The organism is Halolamina pelagica (genome assembly GCF_900115675.1).
GTDB classification, from domain to species: domain Archaea; phylum Halobacteriota; class Halobacteria; order Halobacteriales; family Haloferacaceae; genus Halolamina; species Halolamina pelagica.
Window position 1 is genome coordinate 168,669 of record NZ_FOXI01000006.1, and the last position, 20,170, is coordinate 188,838.

General features: G+C 70.0%; 20 protein-coding genes. 11 read left to right on the top strand and 9 right to left on the bottom strand.

What is annotated here, in order from left to right:
• Position 1 precedes the first annotated feature (1 nt).
• The 3 genes from BMZ83_RS10270 to BMZ83_RS16880 all read right to left on the bottom strand — a co-directional run bounded on the left by BMZ83_RS10270 (position 2) and on the right by BMZ83_RS16880 (position 4,319).
• A complete protein-coding gene (locus tag BMZ83_RS10270; protein ID WP_074878306.1) occupies positions 2-3,619 on the bottom strand; it encodes a DNA polymerase II large subunit in 3,618 nt (1,205 codons plus the stop codon).
• 25 nt (positions 3,620-3,644) lie between these two features.
• Positions 3,645-4,064 carry a PPC domain-containing DNA-binding protein gene (locus tag BMZ83_RS10275; RefSeq protein ID WP_074878308.1) on the bottom strand — a complete coding sequence of 140 codons (420 nt, stop codon included), beginning with the start codon at positions 4,062-4,064 and terminating at the stop codon, positions 3,645-3,647.
• Positions 4,065-4,175: 111 nt separating this feature from the next.
• Complete coding sequence (locus BMZ83_RS16880; protein WP_166623263.1) at positions 4,176-4,319, bottom strand: DUF7556 family protein; 144 nt, start codon at positions 4,317-4,319, stop codon at positions 4,176-4,178.
• Positions 4,320-4,524: 205 nt separating this feature from the next.
• Here BMZ83_RS16880 and BMZ83_RS10280 point away from each other — a divergent pair, with 205 nt between their 5' ends.
• The 6 genes from BMZ83_RS10280 to BMZ83_RS10300 all read left to right on the top strand — a co-directional run bounded on the left by BMZ83_RS10280 (position 4,525) and on the right by BMZ83_RS10300 (position 10,684).
• On the top strand, positions 4,525-5,382 hold the full coding sequence (locus tag BMZ83_RS10280) for a CBS domain-containing protein (RefSeq protein WP_074878311.1): 858 nt from the start codon (positions 4,525-4,527) through the stop codon (positions 5,380-5,382).
• The gene (gene glyS / locus BMZ83_RS10285; protein WP_074878313.1) at positions 5,382-7,178 is read left to right on the top strand and encodes a glycine--tRNA ligase; all 1,797 of its coding nucleotides are present in this window, start codon (positions 5,382-5,384) and stop codon (positions 7,176-7,178) included. The genes BMZ83_RS10280 and glyS overlap by 1 nt, the downstream gene beginning before the upstream one ends.
• The gene (locus BMZ83_RS10290; protein WP_074878315.1) at positions 7,178-7,792 is read left to right on the top strand and encodes a dolichol kinase; all 615 of its coding nucleotides are present in this window, start codon (positions 7,178-7,180) and stop codon (positions 7,790-7,792) included. The genes glyS and BMZ83_RS10290 overlap by 1 nt, the downstream gene beginning before the upstream one ends.
• Positions 7,793-7,840: 48 nt before the next feature.
• Positions 7,841-7,966, top strand: a complete 126-nt coding sequence (locus tag BMZ83_RS17360; RefSeq protein WP_255458114.1) for a hypothetical protein — start codon at positions 7,841-7,843, stop codon at positions 7,964-7,966.
• A gap of 126 nt (positions 7,967-8,092) precedes the next feature.
• Positions 8,093-10,282, top strand: coding sequence for an ATP-dependent DNA helicase (locus BMZ83_RS10295; RefSeq protein ID WP_074878318.1), 2,190 nt, complete (start codon positions 8,093-8,095; stop codon positions 10,280-10,282).
• A 201-nt stretch (positions 10,283-10,483) separates the two neighbouring features.
• The gene (locus BMZ83_RS10300) at positions 10,484-10,684 is read left to right on the top strand and encodes a DUF7835 family putative zinc beta-ribbon protein (RefSeq protein ID WP_074878320.1); all 201 of its coding nucleotides are present in this window, start codon (positions 10,484-10,486) and stop codon (positions 10,682-10,684) included.
• 109 nt (positions 10,685-10,793) lie between these two features.
• On the opposite strand, the gene map is transcribed toward BMZ83_RS10300, so the two are convergent.
• Together map and BMZ83_RS10310 are read right to left on the bottom strand one after the other, a co-directional pair.
• Positions 10,794-11,699 (bottom strand): type II methionyl aminopeptidase, encoded by a 906-nt coding sequence (map, locus tag BMZ83_RS10305; RefSeq protein ID WP_074878322.1) that lies wholly within the window; start codon positions 11,697-11,699, stop codon positions 10,794-10,796.
• A 129-nt stretch (positions 11,700-11,828) separates the two neighbouring features.
• On the bottom strand, positions 11,829-12,677 hold the full coding sequence (locus BMZ83_RS10310) for an isoaspartyl peptidase/L-asparaginase (RefSeq protein WP_074878324.1): 849 nt from the start codon (positions 12,675-12,677) through the stop codon (positions 11,829-11,831).
• 129 nt (positions 12,678-12,806) lie between these two features.
• Here BMZ83_RS10310 and icd point away from each other — a divergent pair, with 129 nt between their 5' ends.
• Entirely contained in the window at positions 12,807-14,078 is a 1,272-nt protein-coding gene (icd, locus tag BMZ83_RS10315) for an NADP-dependent isocitrate dehydrogenase (protein WP_074878326.1), read from the top strand.
• Positions 14,079-14,189: 111 nt separating this feature from the next.
• Here icd and BMZ83_RS10320 read toward each other — a convergent pair whose 3' ends face one another.
• Together BMZ83_RS10320 and BMZ83_RS10325 are read right to left on the bottom strand one after the other, a co-directional pair.
• Positions 14,190-14,531: a cupin domain-containing protein gene (locus tag BMZ83_RS10320; protein ID WP_074878328.1), complete on the bottom strand. Its 342-nt coding sequence runs from the start codon at positions 14,529-14,531 to the stop codon at positions 14,190-14,192.
• A gap of 49 nt (positions 14,532-14,580) precedes the next feature.
• Positions 14,581-15,444 carry an NAD-dependent epimerase/dehydratase family protein gene (locus BMZ83_RS10325; protein ID WP_074878330.1) on the bottom strand — a complete coding sequence of 288 codons (864 nt, stop codon included), beginning with the start codon at positions 15,442-15,444 and terminating at the stop codon, positions 14,581-14,583.
• Positions 15,445-15,563: 119 nt separating this feature from the next.
• Here BMZ83_RS10325 and BMZ83_RS10330 point away from each other — a divergent pair, with 119 nt between their 5' ends.
• Positions 15,564-16,079 carry a DUF5817 domain-containing protein gene (locus BMZ83_RS10330; protein ID WP_074878332.1) on the top strand — a complete coding sequence of 172 codons (516 nt, stop codon included), beginning with the start codon at positions 15,564-15,566 and terminating at the stop codon, positions 16,077-16,079.
• Positions 16,080-16,096: 17 nt separating this feature from the next.
• Here the strand turns inward: BMZ83_RS10330 and hmgA are convergent, their stop codons facing one another.
• Complete coding sequence (gene hmgA / locus BMZ83_RS10335; protein ID WP_074878334.1) at positions 16,097-17,329, bottom strand: hydroxymethylglutaryl-CoA reductase (NADPH); 1,233 nt, start codon at positions 17,327-17,329, stop codon at positions 16,097-16,099.
• Positions 17,330-17,444: 115 nt separating this feature from the next.
• Between hmgA and BMZ83_RS10340 the strand changes: the two genes are divergently transcribed.
• Positions 17,445-18,989 (top strand): amidohydrolase, encoded by a 1,545-nt coding sequence (locus BMZ83_RS10340; RefSeq protein ID WP_074878336.1) that lies wholly within the window; start codon positions 17,445-17,447, stop codon positions 18,987-18,989.
• Positions 18,990-19,017: 28 nt separating this feature from the next.
• On the opposite strand, the gene BMZ83_RS10345 is transcribed toward BMZ83_RS10340, so the two are convergent.
• The gene (locus tag BMZ83_RS10345) at positions 19,018-19,437 is read right to left on the bottom strand and encodes an SHOCT domain-containing protein (protein WP_074878338.1); all 420 of its coding nucleotides are present in this window, start codon (positions 19,435-19,437) and stop codon (positions 19,018-19,020) included.
• Positions 19,438-19,677: 240 nt separating this feature from the next.
• On the opposite strand from BMZ83_RS10345, the gene BMZ83_RS10350 reads away from it, so the two are divergent.
• Together BMZ83_RS10350 and BMZ83_RS10355 are read left to right on the top strand one after the other, a co-directional pair.
• Complete coding sequence (locus BMZ83_RS10350; RefSeq protein ID WP_074878340.1) at positions 19,678-19,923, top strand: hypothetical protein; 246 nt, start codon at positions 19,678-19,680, stop codon at positions 19,921-19,923.
• Entirely contained in the window at positions 19,920-20,159 is a 240-nt protein-coding gene (locus BMZ83_RS10355; protein WP_074878343.1) for a hypothetical protein, read from the top strand. The genes BMZ83_RS10350 and BMZ83_RS10355 overlap by 4 nt, the downstream gene beginning before the upstream one ends.
• Positions 20,160-20,170: the final 11 nt, after the last annotated feature.

A 20,170-nucleotide genomic window follows, 5' to 3' on the forward strand; every position in this document is an offset into this window, starting at 1 on the left:
ACTACATGAAGTCCGCGATCCCGCTCTGTTTGTTCTTGTCGTTCTCGAAGATCGACTCCAGCGAGCGCTCCAGCACCTCTAACCGCTGTTTGGTGTAGTCCCGACAGCCGTACTCCTCGGCGACCTCGATGGCCACGTCCATGTACTTGTTCACGGAGCCGCGGTGGACCGTCAGCGTCATCCGGCCCCCACACTCCCGGCAGTCGCCGGTCAGGGGCACCCGGCGGTACTTCTCGCCGCAGTCGAGACAGCGCGTCTCCTGCCGGGAGAACGCCCGGAGGTTCCCGATCAGGTCCGGGAGGAAGTGGTTCTCGATCACCCGCTCGGCCACGTCGGTCTGGTCGACGGCCCGGAGCTTCCGGGAGAGCTCGAGTTGGGCGTCCATCTTCGTCTCCATGTCGCCCAGGGTCTTGTACGCCGAGAGGTCCGGCCCGAGCGCGAGGTCGCCGGTGTCGTGGGTGTGGTCGAAGCCGTGGTACTCGTCCTCGGTACCGAGCGTGTCCTCGCCGATCCGGATCAGGTCCTCGACCTCACCGGGGTCTGCCATCTCCAGCGTGGCCTCGTAGAACTCCGTGGGGTACTGCCGGACGATGTCCATGTTGTGGGCCTCGTCGTCGATCTCCGAAGGGTCGATCCGGGAGGACATGACGAGCGGGGCGTCCATCCGGCCCCCGCGCTGGTCGGGGAGGAACTCCTTCGAGAAGTTGAGCAGGCCGTCCAGCAGGAGCATGACGCAGTCCTCGTCGCCGTCGCAGTTCCGCCGCTTCGCCGCGTGGAAGTACGGATGGGCGTACCCGACGGCGGCGCTCGTGAACCCCACCACCCGACCGACCACCGCCGCGGAGGTGTGGGGCGCCATCCCGAACACGAGTTCGCCCACGAGGTCCTCGCGCTCCTCGACCCCGTAGAACGGCTCCAGCCCGTAGAACTCCTCCAGCAGGTCGTCGACGAAGTCCGCCGTCCGCATCATGTGCTCGGCGGCGCCGTCGGGGAGGACGATGTCCTGCACCTTCAGTTCGACCAACTGGTCGTCGTGCCGCAGCCGCTCGCCGTCGATGTCGGTCTCGTAGCCGAGCCGCCGGAACTCCGCGGCGGTGGTGTCCAGCTCCGCGGGCCGGACCGAAGTGACCGGCAGGTCGGTCATGTCGTAGCGCACCGTGCCGTCCTTGAACGACGACACCCCGTGTTTCGCCCGGAGGATCCCCTTCTCCATCGGCTCCGGGGTCTCGTTGGCGGACATCAGCCCCTGCACGCCCTTCAGGATGGAGAAGCTCCCCTCGCGCTCGCCGATCGAGTCGAGCGCGTCGTGGTAGACCGCGTTGAGGTCGATCACGCGCTCCTCGGGGCTCTCGACCTCCCACTCGCACCGCGGGCAGACGACGCGCCCGGACTCGTCCGGTTCGACCGCGATCCCGCAGTCGTCGCACTCGTAGTACGGCTCGGTGTGGGACTCACACTCCGGACACCGGTTCTTGTAGGTGTGCTCGCCGCAGTCGGGGCACTCGCGCTCGCCGAGGCTGACCTCGATCTTCCCGCGGCCGCGGTCGGTGCGGTCCTTCGCGGCCTTGGCCACGTCGCGCTGGCTGCCGCCGGCCTCGCCGATGGGGAACATCGTGTGGACCGCCGGCGAGAGGTCGCGGCTCTCGGACTTCTCGGGCCGGCCCATCCGGTTGCCGATCCGCGTGGGCGCACGCTCCCGGATCGCGAAGGGCGCGACCTCGTTCACCGCCTCGATCGCGTTCGTGCCGGGCAGCGGGGCCGTGTCGGCGTCCGACGCGTCGCCGACGGCCGTCCCGTCGGTGTCGTCGGAAACTGCCACCCCACCGTCCGCGACCGCGTCTTCGCTCTCGGCGCCCCAGGTCCGCGCGCGCTCGCTCAGGTCCGTGGGCTCCCACTCCCGCTCCAGTTCCGTGGTCACGCCCAGCGACCGAAGGAGCGGGCGGTACTCGGGCACTCGGAGCGTCCCCTCGGTCGCGGTGTGCTCGACGAGCAGGCGTTCGAGCGCGCGCTGGGCGTCGTCGCTCCGCTCGATCAGCAGGCCGTCGTCGTCGATCTCCCCGTCGGCGGCGGCCGCCGCCAGCGCGTCGAACTCGGCGACGGTCACGTCGTGCCAGAGGTAGGTGTACTCGGGGTGGATCGGGCAGTCGTACCGGCCGGCCCAGTCCAGCGCGGTCCGGGGGTCGGGGGCGTCGAGGTCGACGTGGGGGTCGTCCCGGAGCGCCTGCACGTCGGCGCCGGCGTCGTCGAACTCCTGCTCCCACCACTCGACGCTGTACGACGCCGGGACGAGCGGGTGGTTGTTCTCGACGAACTCGCCGTAGTTCACGAGGTACTCGCCGAGGTCGAGGATCTCGTCGACGCCGTTTCGCACTTCGAGCGCCTCCTGGGGGTCGTCGATCCGGCGCACGTCGCCGTTCGCCAGCTTGACCGTCGGTCCCTCGATCGAGTCGACCGGCACGACGCCGGCGGCCTTCCCCGGGCGCTCAGTCTTGATCTGGGTCCCCGTTGCGAGGAAGTCGTCGACGAGATGCATCGTCGCGGGGTGGACGCCCGCGGTCGCGAACCCGTGGTTCCGCGCGCGGCCGTAGCGCAGGCGGAACCCGCCGGACTCGGAGGGGTGGCCGAACACCGGCCGGCCGGCGATCAGGTCCCGGAGGTACTTGGTCGCGGGTTCGGCCCGGACCGGCCCTTCGGGCTCGTCCGGTTCGTCGGCGGCCCCGTCGCCGTCGGCGTCGTCCGGTTCGTCGTCGGCCTCCTCGGCGTCGTCCGCGTCGCCGTCGTAGTACGTGCCGTCGATGAGGTCCTGTAGCCACGGCCAGTCGACCTCGTCGAGTTGGCGCGTGTAACGCTGGATCTTCGGCGCCTTCAGGGCGATCCCCTCGGCCATGACGAGACACATCCCGCCGCGGGCGGAGTTGGTGTCGACGCGCTCGAGGTCGCGGAAGCCCGAGACCTCCTCGTCGCCGGTGGCCTCGCCATCGAGCATGATCGGCATGTGCTCGGCGATGAACTTCGTCTCCTCGTCCTTCGGCGTGTACTGGAGGCCGGTCTCCTTCTCGTAGAGGGCGATCTCCTCGGCGTAGCGCTCGACCTCGTCGTCGCGGGCGTGGAACTCCTCGATACCCAGCAGCGAGCGCGCGTAGTCGGCGACGAGCACCGAGAGCGCCTGTGCGGTCCCGCCCGCCGAGCGGATCGGGCCGGCGTAGTAGACGTTCACGAACTCCGTCCCGTCGTCGTTCTGGAGCAGCTCCGCGCGGTCGATCCCCTCGATCGGCGCGGCGACGACGCCCTCAGTGAGCAGGGCGACCGCAGTTCGGACCGCGCCCTCGATCTTCCCCTCGCGGCTGTCGTAGTCGCCGACGTTGCCGTCGACGAAGTCCTCCACGAGCTCGAGGGCGGCCTCCTCGCGGCTCATCTCGCCTTCGAGCTCCCGGACGCGCTCGGCGACGCCGGGGATGCCGAGGATGTTCTCGACGCGGTCGGCCATGTCCCGCGCGACCGGGATCTCGATCTCCGTCTGGGGGTCGTACCCCTGCGAGCGAGCGGCTTCGGCGCGGTCGAACGCGTCGTCGAGTTGGCTCTCGATGCGCTCGAAGTAGCGCTCGTCGTCGTCTCTCACCGGTACTCACCTCCGGGCGTCGGGCTCACAGCCAGAGGTCCAGATCGGTCTCCTCGTCGTGGTCTCGCTCCAGCGGTTCCTCGAACGTCCGCATGTACACCTCGCCGGCGAACACCGTGGCGGCATCGAGGTGCCCCGCGAGCGCCTGCCCGCTCGGTCGCGAGAGCACCGCGTGCGTGTGCGCGAACCGCTCGCCGTCGAGGTAGGAGACGTTGCCCAGACAGGCCGCCACCTCGAGGGGTTCCTCGAACTCCACGGACTCGTACTCCCCCTCCTGCTGGTCGTAGAACCAGACGACGGCGTCCTGCACCGCGCCCATGGCGTTGAACCAGGCGGCGTCGACGTCCTCCTCGACCGCCAGCGACTCGATCTCCTCGCGCCAGTCGGCGCCGGTCTCGAGGCGGGCGAGGAACTCGCGGTCAGGGGAGAGTTCGCGGTAATCCATACGCGTATCCAAGCGGCGACGAGGACAAAAACCTTGACTCCCGCCGCGGTCGCTCGGCAGCGACGGCTCGGCGCGAACGGGTCGGGCAGAAGAATGCGGTGGTCGAGTGCGCTACGCCCACTCCGCGACGACTGGCGCGTCGGCCTCCGCGACCGAGATCCAGGCCTCCTCCCGGCCGAGATCCGCGATAACGAACTCGGCGTCGTCCAGCGAGCCCATCACGTCGTCACCGCCGTGAACCGTGCCCGGTGCCATGCTACAACCTCCCACGCAGAGAGACATAAACCCGTCGAAACATTGACCATGGTTCACATGGACAGACGACGACCGGCCCTCCCTGCCGGCGGTTGCGGACCCAGGCGTCACATCACTTCGGAGTCCCGTCCCCGTCGACGCTCGGTGTGATCGGCCTGCGCACACCTTCGCAGAGTACAAGAGGGGCCCAAGAGAACACGACCCCATGAAGGTAGCCGACGCCATGACGCCCGAGTCCGACCTCGTGACCGTCTCGCTGCCGGGCTCGCGCGACGACGCCCTCGAGTACCTGCAGGAACGGGAGTTCTCCTCGGTCCCCGTCGTCCGCGCGACCGACGAGGGCGAGCGGTACCGCGGGCTGGTCTCCCGCGACGACCTGATCGAACACCCCGACGAGGACGACCTCGCGCTCCTGATGCGGGAGGTGCCGACGACGACCGCCGACGCCACCCTCCACGAGCTCGCGGAACTGATGCTCGAGGCGGGCACGCGCCGGGTGCCGGTCGTCGAGGCCGACGACGGCGGGACGCTCGTCGGCATCGTCACCATCACCGACGTGATGCGCGCGCTGGCTCGCGAGGACGTCGCCACCGACGCCGGGGTGGGCGACCTCTGTAACGGCAGCGTCAACACCACCTACACCGGGACGCCGCTCCCGGTCGCCGAGCGGGAGATCGGACTGGCGGACGTGCCCTACACGATCGCGCTCGACGACGACACCGAGATGGCCGGCGTGCTCACCGAACCCGACATCGTCGCCGTCGCGGAGGTCGTCGAGGGGGAGGAGGACGCCGGCGCCTCGATGGCCGGCGACGACGAGCACTGGAAGTGGGAGAGCATCAAGTCGGTCGGCAACCGCTACGTGCCGACGCGGAACGTCGAGATCCCGGCCGAGCCGGTCTCGGAGTTCATGACCGAGGACGTCGTGACAGTCTCGAAGGGCAAGTCCGCCGTCGAGGCCGCACGGCTGATGATCACCAACGACATCGAGCAGATCCCGGTCGTCAGCGGCGGCGAGCTCGCCGGCGTGCTCCGGGACGTGCACCTGCTGGAGGCCGTCTGATGAACGAGGACGCCGACGTTACCGAGCTCGCGAAACGCCGCGGCTTCTTCTTCGCGGCCGCGGAGGCGTACGGCGGCGCCGCCGGCTTCTACACGTTCGGCCCGGAGGGCGCGGCGCTGAAGCGCAACGTCGAGGCCGCCTGGCGCGACCGGTTCGCGCTCAAGGAGGACAACGAGGAGATCGCGGCGCCGACGATCATGCCCGAGCCCGTCTTCGAGGCCTCGGGCCACCTCGACACGTTCGACGACATGCTCGTCGAGTGTCCGGAGTGCGGCGAGTCCCACCGCGCGGACCACCTCGTCGAGGACGCGACCGACCTCGAGGACGCCGAGGCCCTGGAGCCCGAGGCGGTCGCCGACCTCATCGCCGACCACGACCTCACCTGTCCGTCCTGCGGCGCCGCCCTCGGCGGGCAGGAGGTCGATGAGTTCAACCTCATGTTCGAGACGAGCATCGGCCCCGGCTCGGGCCAGCCGGGCTACCTCCGGCCCGAGACCGCCCAGGGCATCTTCGTCGAGTTCCCGCGGCTGAAGGAGTACGCCCGCGGGAAGCTCCCCTTCGGCGTCACCCAGATCGGTCCGGCCTACCGCAACGAGATCTCGCCACGCCGCGGCCTGATCCGGGTCCGCGAACTCACCCAGGCCGAACTGGAGACGTTCATCGACCCCGAGACCGACGAGCCCGACCTCGAGAAGGTCGCGGACGTGGGGCTCCGGCTCTACGCGGCGCCCGAGCAGCAGACTGACGCCCCCGCGACCGAGGGCTATCAGGAGCTGAGCGTCCGCGAGGCCGTCGACGAGGGCGTCGTCGCCTCGGACTGGATCGCCTACTACCTCGGCGTCGCCCAGGAGTGGTACGAGCGCATCGGCGTCGACACCGAGCAGCTCCGGTTCCGCCAGCACCTCCCGGGCGAGCGCGCCCACTACGCGGCGGACTGCTGGGACGCCGAGGCCAAGGTCGAGAGCGCCGGCGGCGACTGGATCGAGATCGCGGGCTTCTCCACCCGCAGCGACTACGACCTCTCGAAACACGCCGCGGGCAGCGGCGAGAACTTCACCGTGTTCAAGCAGTACGACGAGCCCCGGACGGTCGAGCGCCCCAGCGTCGACCCCGACATGGCGACGCTCGGCCCCGAGTTCGGCGGCGACGCCGGCGCGGTCGCCGCGGCGCTCGAGGACTTGGCCGAGCGCGACCCCGACGCGTTCGAGGACGACGAGGTAACCGTCGACGTCGACGGCGAGGCGTACACGGTCGACACCGACGTGGCGAACTTCGAGGTCGTCGAGGAGACCGAGGCGGGCGAACACATCGTCCCCCACGTGATCGAGCCGTCCTTCGGCGTGGACCGAACCGTCTACACCCTGATCGACCACGGGCTCCAGCGCGACGACCTCGGCGGCGACCCCCGGGACTACCTCTCCTTCGCGCCCGAGATGGCGCCGACGGACGTGGCGGTGTTCCCGCTGGTCAGCAACCACGAGCCGCTCCTGGAGACCGCGAGCGAGGTGGTCTCGACGCTCCGGGCGGCGGGCTTCGACGCCACCCGGGACGACTCGGGCTCGATCGGCCGTCGCTACCGCCGGCAGGACGAGGTCGGCACGCCGTTCTGTGTCACCGTCGACCGCGACGGCCTCGAGGACGACCCCGAGTCCGTGACGCTGCGGGACCGTGACACGGGCGCGCAGGCCCGCATCCCGACTGACGAACTCGTGGGGCAACTCGAGGCGCTCCACGAGGGCGAGACCGACTTCGAGACGGTACTGGCCCAGTACGAGACCGTCGAGACCGCGGACTGATGAGCGAACTCGGGCGCCGCGGCGTGCACGCCTCCGGGATCGGGATCCCGGCGCTGTACCTGCTCGGACTGGTCGACTGGCCGCAGGTCCGCCTGCTGCTGGTCGCCCTCTCCGTGGCCGTCTCGGTGCTCGAGTTCGTCCGGCTGGTGCTCGACTACCAGTGGCCGCTGTTCGACACGCTGGCCCGCGAGTACGAGCGCGAGAACGTCGCGGGCTACGCGCTGTACGCCTACTCCCAGACGGCGGTGGCGTTCGTCTTCGCCCCCGCGGTCGCGCTCCCGGCGATGCTGATGCTCATCATCGGCGACCCCGTCTCGGGCTACCTCGGCTCGAACGACGCCGGGACCGCCAAGCAGGCGGGCGTCCTCGGCGTGATGTTCCTGGTCTGCTTCGCGCTCGCGGCGCCGTTCACGACCGTGATCACTCCCCTCCCGGTTGGGCTCTCGGCCGCCGCCGCGGGCGCCGCGGGCGCGACGCTGGCCGACGGCCTGACGCCGGTGGTCGCGGGCTACGTCGTCGACGACAACGCCTCCATCCCGCCGGCGGCGGCGCTGGGGATCGCGCTCACCTTCGCCGTGGGCGGCACGGGCCTCAACGCGGCGCTGGGCGTCTGAGTCGGCCACCACGCCCTTCCGTCGCGACGGCGAACCCGCGCCACGCCGATGGAGATCGGACTGATCGAGATCCTGATCGCCGCGATCGTACTGTTCGTAGTGCTGGGGGTCCTCTACGCCCTGTTCCAGCGCGAGGGCGAGTCCCTGGAACTCCTGCTGGAGCTGGCGGACTGATCTCCAATCGAAACGAAGGGGTGTAGACGGTTCGCTTGCGGGTGGTTTCCTGCCAGTCATTTTTCCGTTCGGAGTTTCCGGCCTCGCGACCGAGAACTTTTGGCCGAGAACGCCCCACCCCCGGTAGTGGCAGAGACGACACGCCGGTTCTTCCCGTACGACAGCCCCTACCCCAACCAGGGCGAGGCGATGACCCGCATCGCCGCCGCCCTCGACGACGGCGACGACGTGCTGTTCGAGGGCGCGCCCGGGACTGGCAAGACGCTTTCCGCGCTGGTGCCCGCCCTGGAGCACGCCCGCGAGGAGGACCGCACCGTCGTCATCACGACCAACGTCCACCAGCAGATGCGCCAGTTCGTGGAGGAGGCCCGCGCCATCGACGACGAGGAGGACATCCGCGCGGTGGTGTTCAAGGGGAAGTCGTCGATGTGTCACATCGGCGTCGACTACCAGGAGTGCCAGACGCTCCGTGACACCACTCGCGAACTCGTCGAGGACGAAGCCGAGAAGCGCGAACTCGAACAGCAACAGCGCGAACTCCTCGACGCCAGCCGCGAGGGCGACGCCGCCGCCGCCCAGCGCCGCGAGGCGGTGATGGAGGAGTTGGAGGAGGTCGAGGAGCGCATCGAGGACGTGGAGGGGGCGAACGTCTGTGAGCACTACCGGAACAACCTGCTGGGCGACAACGACGAGTTCTACGAGTGGCTCTACGACGGCGTCCGGACGCCCGAGGAGATCTACGAGTACGCCGAGCGGGAGAACCTCTGTGGCTACGAACTGCTGAAGGAGGGGATGGAGGCGGTCGACCTGGTGGTCTGTAACTACCACCACCTGCTCGACCCCACCATCCGCGAGCAGTTCTTCCGGTGGCTGGACCGGGAGCCCGAGCGCGTCGTGACCGTGTTCGACGAGGCCCACAACATCGAGTCCGCCGCCCGCGACCACGCGAGTCGGAGCCTCACCGAGAACACCCTCGACAGCGCGCTGGACGAACTCGACGACCGGGACGACTCCCGGGCCGAGGCTGCCGAGAACGTCGTCGGCGCGTTCCGGGACGCGCTGGTCGACGCCTACGAGGACGGCTTCGAGTACGGCGAACGAGAGGGGATCGACGAGCACTGGCACGACATCCCCATCGCGAACGACGACGCCCGCGACGACCTGACGCTCGCCTTCCTCCGGAACTACGAAGGGCGGGGGATAGACACCGAGATCGAACTCGCGATCCAGTTGGGCGAGGCCATCGACGAGGAGTACGAGGAGGCGTACAAGAGCGGCGAGGCGACCTCCCGCGCCGAGAGTTCGACGCTCGCGACCGCCCGGTTCCTCTCGGTCTGGATGGACGAGAACGCCGAACTCGGGCAGTACCCCGTGGTCTCGGTGCGCCGGAACGAGGGCACCGACGAGGTCTACGGCCGCGCGGAGCTGTACACCTGCATCCCCCGCCGGGTGACCGAGGCGCTGTTCGACGAGGTGTACGCGAGCGTCCTGATGTCGGCGACGCTCCGCCCCTTCGACGTGGCCAGTGACGTGCTGGGGCTGGACGACCCCGTGACGATGGCCTACGGGTTGGAGTACCCCGAGGACCGCCGCCGGACCTACGCCGCCGGCACGCCGGCGCTGTTCGCCAGCGACCGCGGCGACCCGGAGGTGCAGGAGTCGGTCTCCGGGCTCGTCTCCGACCTCGCCGAGTTCACGCCCGGCAACACCCTCCTCTTTTTCCCCTCCTACGCCGAGGCCGAGCGCTACCACCAGCGTCTCGGCGGCGGCGACGGCCGGCCCGTGGGCGACGCCGACGGCGGCGACGCCGATCTCATGCTCGACAGTTCGGACGTGGACACCGAGGAGCTGCGCGAGCAGTTCGTCGGGAGCGAGAACGCCGCGCTGTTCACCTCCCTGTGGGGGACGCTCGCGGAGGGCGTGAGCTTCGACGGCGACGACGCCCGGACGGTCGCCGTCGTCGGCGTCCCGTACCCCCACATCGACGACCGACTGGAGGCCGTCCAGGACGCCTACGACCGTGCCTACGGCGACCGGAAGAACGCCGGGTGGCGCTACGCCGTCGAGATCCCGACCGTCCGCAAGACCCGGCAGGCGCTGGGTCGGGTGATCCGCTCGCCCGACGACTTCGGGGTGCGCGTGCTCGCGGACAAGCGGTACACCCGCGCGGACATGGGTCGGTTCTCGGTCCGCGACACGTTCCCCGAGGGTGAGCGCGACGAACTCATCGACATGAACCCCGAGAAGGTGAAGTTCGGGATGTTGAACTTCTACGGCGACCTCGACGCCTACGGCGGCGACCCGCCGCGGCCCTGAACCGGTTCGCCGTAACGTCTATGTATCCCCTCCCGTACGTCTGACGCGTATCCGACACCCGCCAGACGACGGCGGATCGGCGGCTCCACCGACGAACGGGCGATAACGGGCGTTTCGGCGTCGATCTCGCCCGTTCCGGTGCCGTGCCGTCGGTCCGGTTAGCGCCGCCTTTATCAGACTCCTCCGAGAAGGGATTGGCGCATGGCCACTCAACCCTCCGATCCCGACAACGTTCGAGAGAACTGTCCGGAGTGTGACGGGGAGACGATCCACGACGTCCGGGTCGAGATCCGGACCGAGAGCGATCAACAGGAGAACTCCGAGTTCTCCAGGGAGCCGTACCGCGTCTCCGTCTGCCGGACGTGCGACTCGGAGACGGCGACGCGGATGAACAACGCGTAACCCCCGGCAGTGGCCGTCGCGGGTGTGGGGGCCCGACGACGAGCGATGCCGGCTATGCGTCGGAACGGCGCTTCGGCGCCGTCGTTTTTCGAGGATCGAGACCGACCAGCTACTCGAACAGCCCTGCGGTCGTCAGTTCGTAGCCGTCCTCGGTGACGATCAGCGTGTGCTCGGCCTGCGAGACCAGGTTCCCTTCGTCCTCCTGGAGCACGGGGTAGCCCTTGACGGCGCCGTCGGCTTTCAGCCGGCGCAGCGCCATCGACGGCCGCGGCGTGTCGAGCCAGCGCTCCGCGAAGGGGAGCCCGTCGAACTCGGCGGTGATCTGGTCCATCGCCTGCCGGGCGGCGCGGTCGCGCACGGAGCGCTCCTCCTGCAGCTCGAAGATCTGCTCGTGGCTCCCCTCGCCCACCTTCCCGCTGCCGTCGGTGGCGAACGGCTCGATGGCGACGACCTGCCCGGCCTCCAGTTCGACGGAGCGGTCGACGCCGCGGTTCGGGATCGACGGCCCGGTGTGGGCGTCGTAGTGCTGCAGACCGTGCCCGGAGAGGTTGAGCACGGGCGAGTAGCCGTAGCCGTCGATCACGTCCTCGATGGCCTCCCCGACGACGCCGACCTCGGCGCCGGCTTCGACCTCGTCGAGCGCGGCGTCGAGCGCCTGCTCGGCGGCCTCGACCAGTTCGTCGTTGCCCGAGAAGTCGACGGTGACCGCCGAGTCGGCGATGTAGCCGTCGACGTGGACGCCGACGTCGAGACAGACCATGTCGTCCTCGCCGAACACCGTCTCGTCGTCGGCCTCGGGGGTGGCGTGGGAGGCCTCGTGGTCGATGCTGATGTTGACCGGGAACGCCGGCTCGCCGCCGAGTTCGACGATGCGCTCCTCCGCGCTCTCGGCGACTTCGAGGTGGGTCACGCCGGGCTCGACCAGTTCCCGAGCCTCCTCCATCACCTCGACCAGAATCTCGCCGGCCTCGTGGTGCTTCTCGACTGCGTCCTCGCTCAGATCGCCGTAGCTCATGGCTGTTGGGTTGGCCTGTGTCGGGGAAAGAGGTTCCGGGACGAGGGGCCGTGTGCGGCCACTGCCAGCCGCATCGGGACGAGGGGCCGTGTGCGGCGACGGCCAGCCGCGCCGGGCCGCGAAGCGACCCTACCGCGTCGCCGTGCTGGTCTGCATCCCCTCGGAGTTGAACGCGGCGCCGGTGCCGTCCTCGCCGCAGACGATGACGCCCGCCGAGGAGCCCGTGAGCTCGTCGAACTCGGCGATGGCGTCGTCGGCCGCGCTCTGGGCGTCGGCGCCGTTCTCCAGCTTGTCCACCGCGCGCTGGCTCAGCGTCACCTTTGCGATGTCCTCGCCCGCGCCGGTCGCCGAGGCGCCGCCGGCGGGCGTACAGTAGAACCCGGAGCCGACCTGTGGCACGTCGCCCACGCGCCCCGCGAGCGCCCACGATCGACCGCCCGTGGAGGTGGCGGCGGCGAACTCGCCCTCGTGGAACGCGACGGCGCCGACGGTGTCGTGGCCGCCGAACCGCTCCTCGAGCCACTCCAGGTGGGCTTTCGGTCCCGCCGTCGGCGGGGCCTCGTCCTCGTACTCCTCGCGCTTCTCGGGGGTGAGCAGGTCGACGCCCGTCCCGACGCCGAACTCGTCGGCGAGATCGACGGCGTGTTCGCCGGCGACGAAGACGTGCGGGGTCTCCTCCATCACGACCCGCGCCGCGGAGACCGCTTCCTGCACGCCGTCCATGCTGGCGACGGCGCCGGTCTCGCGGTCTGAGGTCATCAGGCCGGCGTCGGTCCGGACCGCGCCGTCGGACTGGACCGCCCCGCCGTAGCCGGCGTTGAATCGGTCGGACGCTTCGAGGGCGTTCACCGCGGCCTCGACGGCGTCGACGGGGGTCTCCTCCGCGGCTCCCGCCGCGGCCGCCTCGTCGAGCACTGCCTGTCGCGGTTCGGGTTCGTCGGGGGTGCCGCCGGCGCCGCCGTGGACGATGATGCGCATGCTCGTGTGGGTGTTGCCAGCGCCCATCAATCCACGGGAAACGGTCGCCCGCGCCGGGTTCGTCCCTCGGGCCGCCGCGGCCGGAAGAACGGCAAGCATTTGGTCCCGCTGTGAGACGTTTTCAGTGCCATGAGCTACGAGCACATCGAACCCCCCGAGTCGGGGTCGAAGATCACGCTCGCCGACGAGGAGACCGGCGAGCTCGACGTACCGCAGAACCCGATCATCCCGATCATCCACGGCGACGGCATCGGCAAGGACGTGGGCCCGGCCGCACAGGACGTGCTGACCGCCGCCGCCGAGGCGACGGGCCGTGACGTGAGCTGGATGGAGGTCTACGCCGGCCAGTCGGCCCGCGACATGTACGACGAGAACCTCCCCGAGGAGACCGTCGACGCCATCCGCGAGCACCGCGTCGCGATCAAGGGCCCGCTGACGACGCCCGTCGGCGCCGGCTTCCGCAGCCTCAACGTCGCGCTGCGCCAGACGCTCGACCTCTACGCGAACGTCCGCCCGACCTACTACCTCGACGGCGTCCCGTCGCCGATGAAGGCGCCCGAGGAGATGGACATGGTCACGTTCCGGGAGAACACCGAGGACGTCTACGCCGGCATCGAGTGGGAGGCCGGCACCGACGAGGCCGAGCAGGTCCGCGAGTTCGTCGAGGAGGAGATGGGCTTCGACGACGTGATGCACGAGGGCGACATCGGCCTCGGTCTCAAGCCGATCTCCGAGAAGGGCTCCAAGCGCCTCGTCCGCGAGGCGATCGACTACGCCATCGAGAACGACCGCGACACGGTCACGCTGGTCCACAAGGGGAACATCATGAAGTTCACCGAGGGCCAGTTCGGCGACTGGGGGATGGAGGTCGCCGAGGAGGAGTACCCCGACGACGAGGTCTTCGCCGCGCCCGACTCGCTCTGGGAGGAGCAGGACGAGGTCGACATCCCGGAGGACGCCGTCATGGTCGAGGAGCGCCTCGCCGACGCGATGCTCCAGTGGATGCAGCTCCGCACCGACGAGTTCGACGTGCTGGCGATGCCGAACCTCAACGGCGACTACCTCTCCGACGCCGCCGGCGCCCAGATCGGCGGTCTCGGGATCGCGCCGGGCGCCAACTTCGGCTTCGGCCGCTGTCTCGCCGAGCCCGTCCACGGCTCCGCGCCCAAGCGCGCCGGCCAGGACAAGGCCAACCCGACCGCGCTGATCCTCTCGGGCCGACTCATGTTCGAGTACCTCGGCTGGGAGGACACCGGGAAGCTGATCCGCGACGCCGTCGAGAAGACGATCGACGAGGGGACGGTGACCTACGACCTCGCACGGCAGCGCGAGGACGCCGAGGAAGTCTCCACGACGGAGTACGCCGAGACGGTCATCGACAACATTCACGAACTCGTCTAGGCGAGTTCGTGCGCCCGGAAACCTTCGATTTCCGGGAAGATCGAGAAGCTGGCCTCGGCCAGCGTCTGCGGCTCTCCGTTCCGCTTTCTTTTGCCGTTCGCCAGCCAGTCCCTACTCCGCCCAGTCGGGGTTCGTCCGCGGCGGCGCGAACACGTCGACGCCGACGACGGTCTCGTCCCCCCGGTTCTCGGCGGCGTGGACCTCGTCGCCGAGGAGGGTGTAGGACTCGCCGGCGCCGACGGTGACCTCCTCCCCGTCCTCGAGGACGAACGTGAGTTCGCCCTGCGTGATCAGGCCCGCCTGTTCGTGGTGGTGGCTGTGGGAGGGGACCTCCGCGCCGGGTTCGATCTCGAAGTGCTGGACGCTCGTTTCCTCGCCGCTGGCGCCGACTTTCAGGTGGACGTCGTCGACGGCCTCGACGAAGTCGGCTTCGGTGGGTTGGTAGTGATCCATGTGGGTGTGTGGCGGGGGCAGCCGTATAGTTCCTCAGCTTCCGGCGAAGTTACTCCAACAGCTCCGGCGGCGGCGACTGCCAGTCGCTCGCGGAGTCCTGCGGCTCGTACCCCAACAGCTCCTTCGTGTGCTCCAGGTCGAACCAACTCCGCTGGTTGTCGCTGGTCGCGAAGAAGATGCCGAACTCCGTCTCCTCGTCTTCCAGACAGAGATCCACCAACTGGGCCCAGTCCCGCAGCGAGAGCCACGTCCCCTTCAGCCGCTTCACCTGCTCGGTGTACTGCTCGCTCCCGCGCTCCCAGTCGCCGTTCTCGACGCCCCGCTCGGCGTCGCCGTAGGGGTTGTCGTAGTTCCCGCCGCGAACGCTGGCGATCCGGGCCGCGTAGAACCGCTTGGGGTACTCCCGCGTCTCCACGTAGAACCGACCGATGTCCTCGCCGTAGGCCTTGGAGACGCCGTAGTACGAGTCCGGCCGCTCGTCGTCGTCGACGGTGACGTCGGTGTCGTCGTCGAGGTCGTACACGTCGGGTTTCCCCTCCTCCTCCCACATCCCGGCGGCGTGGATCGAGGAGGCGAAGAGGACGCGCTCGACCTCGGCGTCCGACGCGGCCTCGAGCACGTTGCGGGTGCCGGCGATGTTGCTCTCCTGCACCGACTCCCAGGACGCCTCCGTCGTCGGGTTCGCGGCGAGATGGACCACCGCGTCGACGCCGTCGAACGCCGGGCGGATGGCCTCGTACTCCGCCACGTCGGCGACGTAGTCCACGTCCGGCGCGTCCTCGCGGTCGAGGTAGACGAACTCGTGGTCCTCGTCTCCCTCGCCGGCCGACTGCGCGCCGGCGAGCGATCCATCCAGGTGTTGCTTGATTCCCGAGGCGACGCGACCCTCCGATCCGGTGACCAGCACGCGCATACTCGGAAGTCGGTGGAGGCGGGGATAAGCCTCGGGATGCGCGCGGGGCCCGCGGCGGGGCGTCGACGCCCGCCGCGGCGAGCGGAGGATTCATGGCCGAAAGCGCACCACTCCCGTCCATGTACGCGGTCGTCGGCTGCACCGAGTGTGGCACCTACTGGCTGCTCACGGATCCCCAGGAGAGCGACTCGGCCACCTGCCCCAAGTGTGGCCGCCGCCACCGGACGAAGAAGCTCAAACGCTTCTACGAGACCGACGACCGCGAGGCCGCCCGCGAGGCCCGCGCCGCGCTGCTGGCGAAGAAACACGGCGACAGCGCGGCGTTCGACGAGGTGGCACACGTCTCCGAACTCGAAGCGGAGGTCGAGGACAGCGGCATGTCCGAGGAAGCGTACCTCGAACAGTCCGGACTCGACCCCGACCAGGTGCAGGAGGCGGGCGACGTGTCCACGGAGTCCTCCCGCAGTCGCGACGAGAAGGTTCGTGACGCAGTTCGGCAGGGCGGAACCGAGGAGGAGATCGTCTCGCGGGCCGTCGACGACGGCGTGCCGCGCGGCGCGGCCGAGAAACTCTTAGAGCAGCTGCGACGGCAGGGGGAAGTGATCCAGTCCGGCGGGGAGTTGCGGTTGGTCTGAGTCCTTCGTTCCGCTGTCTACCGGCCCAGTTCCGCGTGCGCGCTCGAGAGGTTCCGCGACGCCAGCGCCGAGAGCAGCGACAGCTCGCCCGCCAGCGCACCCGTCGCCACACACTCCGCCAGCGCGTCGGCGTTCGAGCCCGCCGGGTCGCCGCCGCCGCGGATCCCCAGCACGTCCAGCCCCTCGGACTGCGTCGGCAGTTTCGTCCCGCCGCCGACGGTGCCGACCTCGATCGACGCCAGCGAAATCGCGGCGTAGAGCCCGTTCTCGCGGGCTTCGACGGAGACGATCCCGTTGCTCCCCTCGACGACCTGTGCGGCGTCCTGCCCGGTCGCGAGGTACATCGCGGCGACGACGTTCGCGGCCTGCGCGTTGAACCCCAGACTGCCCGCTTTCGCGCTGCCGATCAGGTTCTTCCGCGTGTTGACCTCGGCGACGGCCTCGGGCGTGGTCTTCAGCGTCTCCTCGACGGTCTCTCGGGGGACGAGCACCTCCGCGGTCACGCTGCGTCCGCGCCCCTCGACGGCGTTGATCGCGGCGGGCTTCTTGTCCGTACAGAGGTTCCCCGAGAGCGCCACGAGGGAGGCGTCGGTCCCGGCCTCGATCACGTCGCAGGCCTCGCCGGTGGCAATGGTGGCCATGTTCATCCCCATCGCGTCTGCGGTGTCGTAGCGGAACCGCAGGAAGACGTTGTCACCGACGACGTAGGGCGTCACGTCCAGCAGCTTCCCGTGGCTGGTCGTCGACTCCGCGGCCTCGCGGAGCTGGTCGGTGTTGTCCCGGACCCACTCCGCGAGCGCCTGTGACTCGGCGATCCCGCTCGTGCGGAACACCGGCGCGCGGGTCATCCCCTGCTTGGTCACGCGGGCGGTCGCGCCGCCGGCGTCGCCGATGACCGAGCAGCCGCGGTTGACGGAGGCGAGCAGCGCGCCCTCGGTGGTCGCCAGCGGGAGGTACGTCTCGCCGTCGTACGCGCCGCCGTCGATCTCGACGGGGCCGGCGACGCCCATCGGGATCTGGGCGGCGCCGACCATGTTCTCGATGTTGCTCCCCGCCGCGCGGTCGGCGGGGAAGCTGTACTCGCCCGTCGTCTCCAGGTCGGCGCCGGAGTGGGCCTCGACGACCCGGCGCCGGGCCGCGGCGGCGGTGTCGGCGTCGGCGTGGTCCTCGAGCTCGTACAGGCGGAGGTCGCCGCTCCGGACGCGTTCGGCGAGCTCCTCGGCGGCGTCGACGTCGACGCGGTCGGTCATGCCCCCGGGTTCCGACGGCGCCGGCAAACCGTTACCGATCCGCGACGGACGTGCCAGCTCGCCCGGGCGCCCGCTTCCCGAACGGTTTTGCCCGATCCGCTCCCGTCTTCCGCCAATGACCGAGGCCGCCGATACCGTCTTCGTCGACGGCGAGATCCACACGCTGACCGACCCCGACGAGACCCACGAGGCCGTCGCCGTCCGGGACGGCGAGATCGTCCGGCTGGGCGCCACCTACGACGTGGAGTTCCTCGCGGGCACCGGGACCGAGGTCGTCGACCTCGACGGCCGCGTGCTCCTCCCGGGCTTCATCGACGCCCACACCCACCTCACGACCGTCGGGAAGTACCTCGTCCACGCCGACCTCTCGGCGGCCGACGACCTCGACTCGGCGGTCTCGACCCTCCGCGAGCACGCCGCGGAAACCGACGCCCCCGAGGACTCGGCGTGGGTGCGCGGCTACGGCTACGACGAGAGCACCTGGCCCGAGGACCGCTACCTCGACCGCGAGGACCTCGACGCCGTGAGCGAGACGCGACCGGTCGTCGCGTTCCGCGAGGACATGCACGTCGCCTCCGTCAACAGCGTCGTCCTCGATCGCTACGCCGAGGAGATGGCTTCGGCGAACCTCCACGACGAGGGGGGCGAACTGACCGGCGTGCTCGTCGAGGAGGCCGTCGACGTGCTCTACGAGGCTGTCGCGCCCGACGCCGAGGAGACCGGCCGCCTCGTCGCGGCCGCGCAGGCCCACGCCAACGAGCGCGGCGTCACCGGGATCCACGACATGGTCCGGGGCTCCTACGCGCCCGAGGTGTACCGCGAGATGGAGCTCGCGGGCGACCTCTCGCTGCGCGTCCGGCTGAACTACTGGGCCGACCACCTCGACGCGCTGATCGAAACCGGGCTCAGAACCAACCACGGCTCCGAGATGGTCCGAACCGGTGCGATCAAGACCTACAGCGACGGCTCCTTCGGCGGCCGAACGGCCCGCGTCTCCGAGCCCTACGACGACGCCCCCGAGGAGCACGGCTCGTGGGTCGTCGATCCCGATGAACTGAACGAGATCGTCCAGCGGGCCGACGACGCCGGCTTCCAGGTCACCGCCCACGCCATCGGCGACGTGGCCATCGACGCGGTGCTCGACGCCTTCGCGGCGACCGACGACCCGGGCGGGATGCGCCACCGCGTCGAGCACGTCGAACTCGCCTCGGACGAGGCCATCCAGCGCTTCGCGGACATGGACGTCGTCGCCTCCGTCCAGCCGAACTTCCTCAAGTGGGCGAAAGACGGCGGGCTCTACGAGTCCCGACTGGGCCCGCGCCGCGCGGAGACCAACCGCTACGCGCTGCTCGACGGGGCGGGGGCTCCCCTCACGTTCGGTTCGGACTGCATGCCGCTCGATCCGCTGCTGGGGATCCACCACGCCGTCACTACCGACGTCGACGCCCAGCGACTCTCTGTCACCGAGGCGCTGCGGGCCTACACGCTCGGCGCGGCCTACGCCGGCTTCGACGAGGAGCGACTGGGCACCGTCGAACCCGGGAAGCTCGCCGACTTCACGGTGCTGGAGCGGTCGCCGTGGGAGCACGCCGAGGAGATCCGCGAGATCGACGTGGCGATGACGGTCGTCGACGGCGAGGTCGTCCACGACGCTCGGTAGTGACAGTCGCCGGTTCCCGTGCCGCGCGCTACCGCTCGAACGCCGGCTCGCGTTCCCGATCGCTGCCGCGCCCCTCGTCGGTCCGGGCACCGCTCTCGAGCAGTCGATCCATCCGTTCTTCGAACTCCGCGTCGGTGAGCTCGCCCGCCGCGTAGCGCTGCTGGAGCGTCGCGATCGGGTCGCTCGCCGCTGTGGATGCCGACGACCCACTCGCGGCGGGGTTTTCGTCGTCGGGCGCGGCCGCGGCTTGCTCGACGAGCCCGGAACCCAGCGAGACGGCCAGTCCGGCCGCCGCGACGGTGAACAGCACCGCGAGCACGATCGCGGGCGTCGAGCCGGCCATCGTCGTCGAGAGGACGCCGATCATCGAGGCGACGAGCAGGGCGCCGGTCAGGACCATCCGGGCTCGTGGGCTGGAGGGGGCGACGCGGTGGACCAGATCGATCATGTCGGGTCGCTGTCGCTCTCGGCCGAAATAGTTTCCCACCTCGTCGTGGCTCGGGCAGTCCGGCGCGCCGTGGCCAGCGTCGTCGTGACTCCGTCGAGTACCAGCACGAACCAGTAAACGCACACAGAACGCGACCACGACGCCCGCGGCGACGCGTCGGGGTTCGCTCGGCGGCTGGGCGCGAACCGCGTAAGGCGTTCGGGGGAAAAGCCCATGCGCCGAGCGGCCCAACGCCGAGCCATGCTCCTCCAGCTCCCCGGCGGCCCGGAACTGCTGATCATCCTGCTCGTGATGGCGCTGCTCGTCGGCGTCCCGGTGGTCCTCCTGGGACTGTTCCTGGTCGTCCGGACCGTCGGCGGCGACGAGAACGACGATATCGCCGAGCTCAAAGGCCGGATCGAGGAACTCGAAGCGGAGGTCGCGGCCGGCAGTGAGGCGGCCGGCAACGAGGTCTCCGTCGAGGACGAGCGGGGTGATGAGGAGTGAGCCCGCTGCAGATCCCGATCCCGGGCGGGATCGAACTGGCGGTCTTCCTGCTCGTGGTGCTGTTCAACCTCGCCGTGGTCGCCCTCCTGGTGACCGCCGCGGTCTTCCTCTACCGCCGGGTGCGCGGCGACGGCGCCGCGGACCAGGCCGATCTCGACGCGCTCCGGGACCGCGTCGCGAAGCTCGAGGCCCGGATCGACGCCGAGAGTGACACCGCCCTCGACGACGACCGCTGACCGAAACGGCA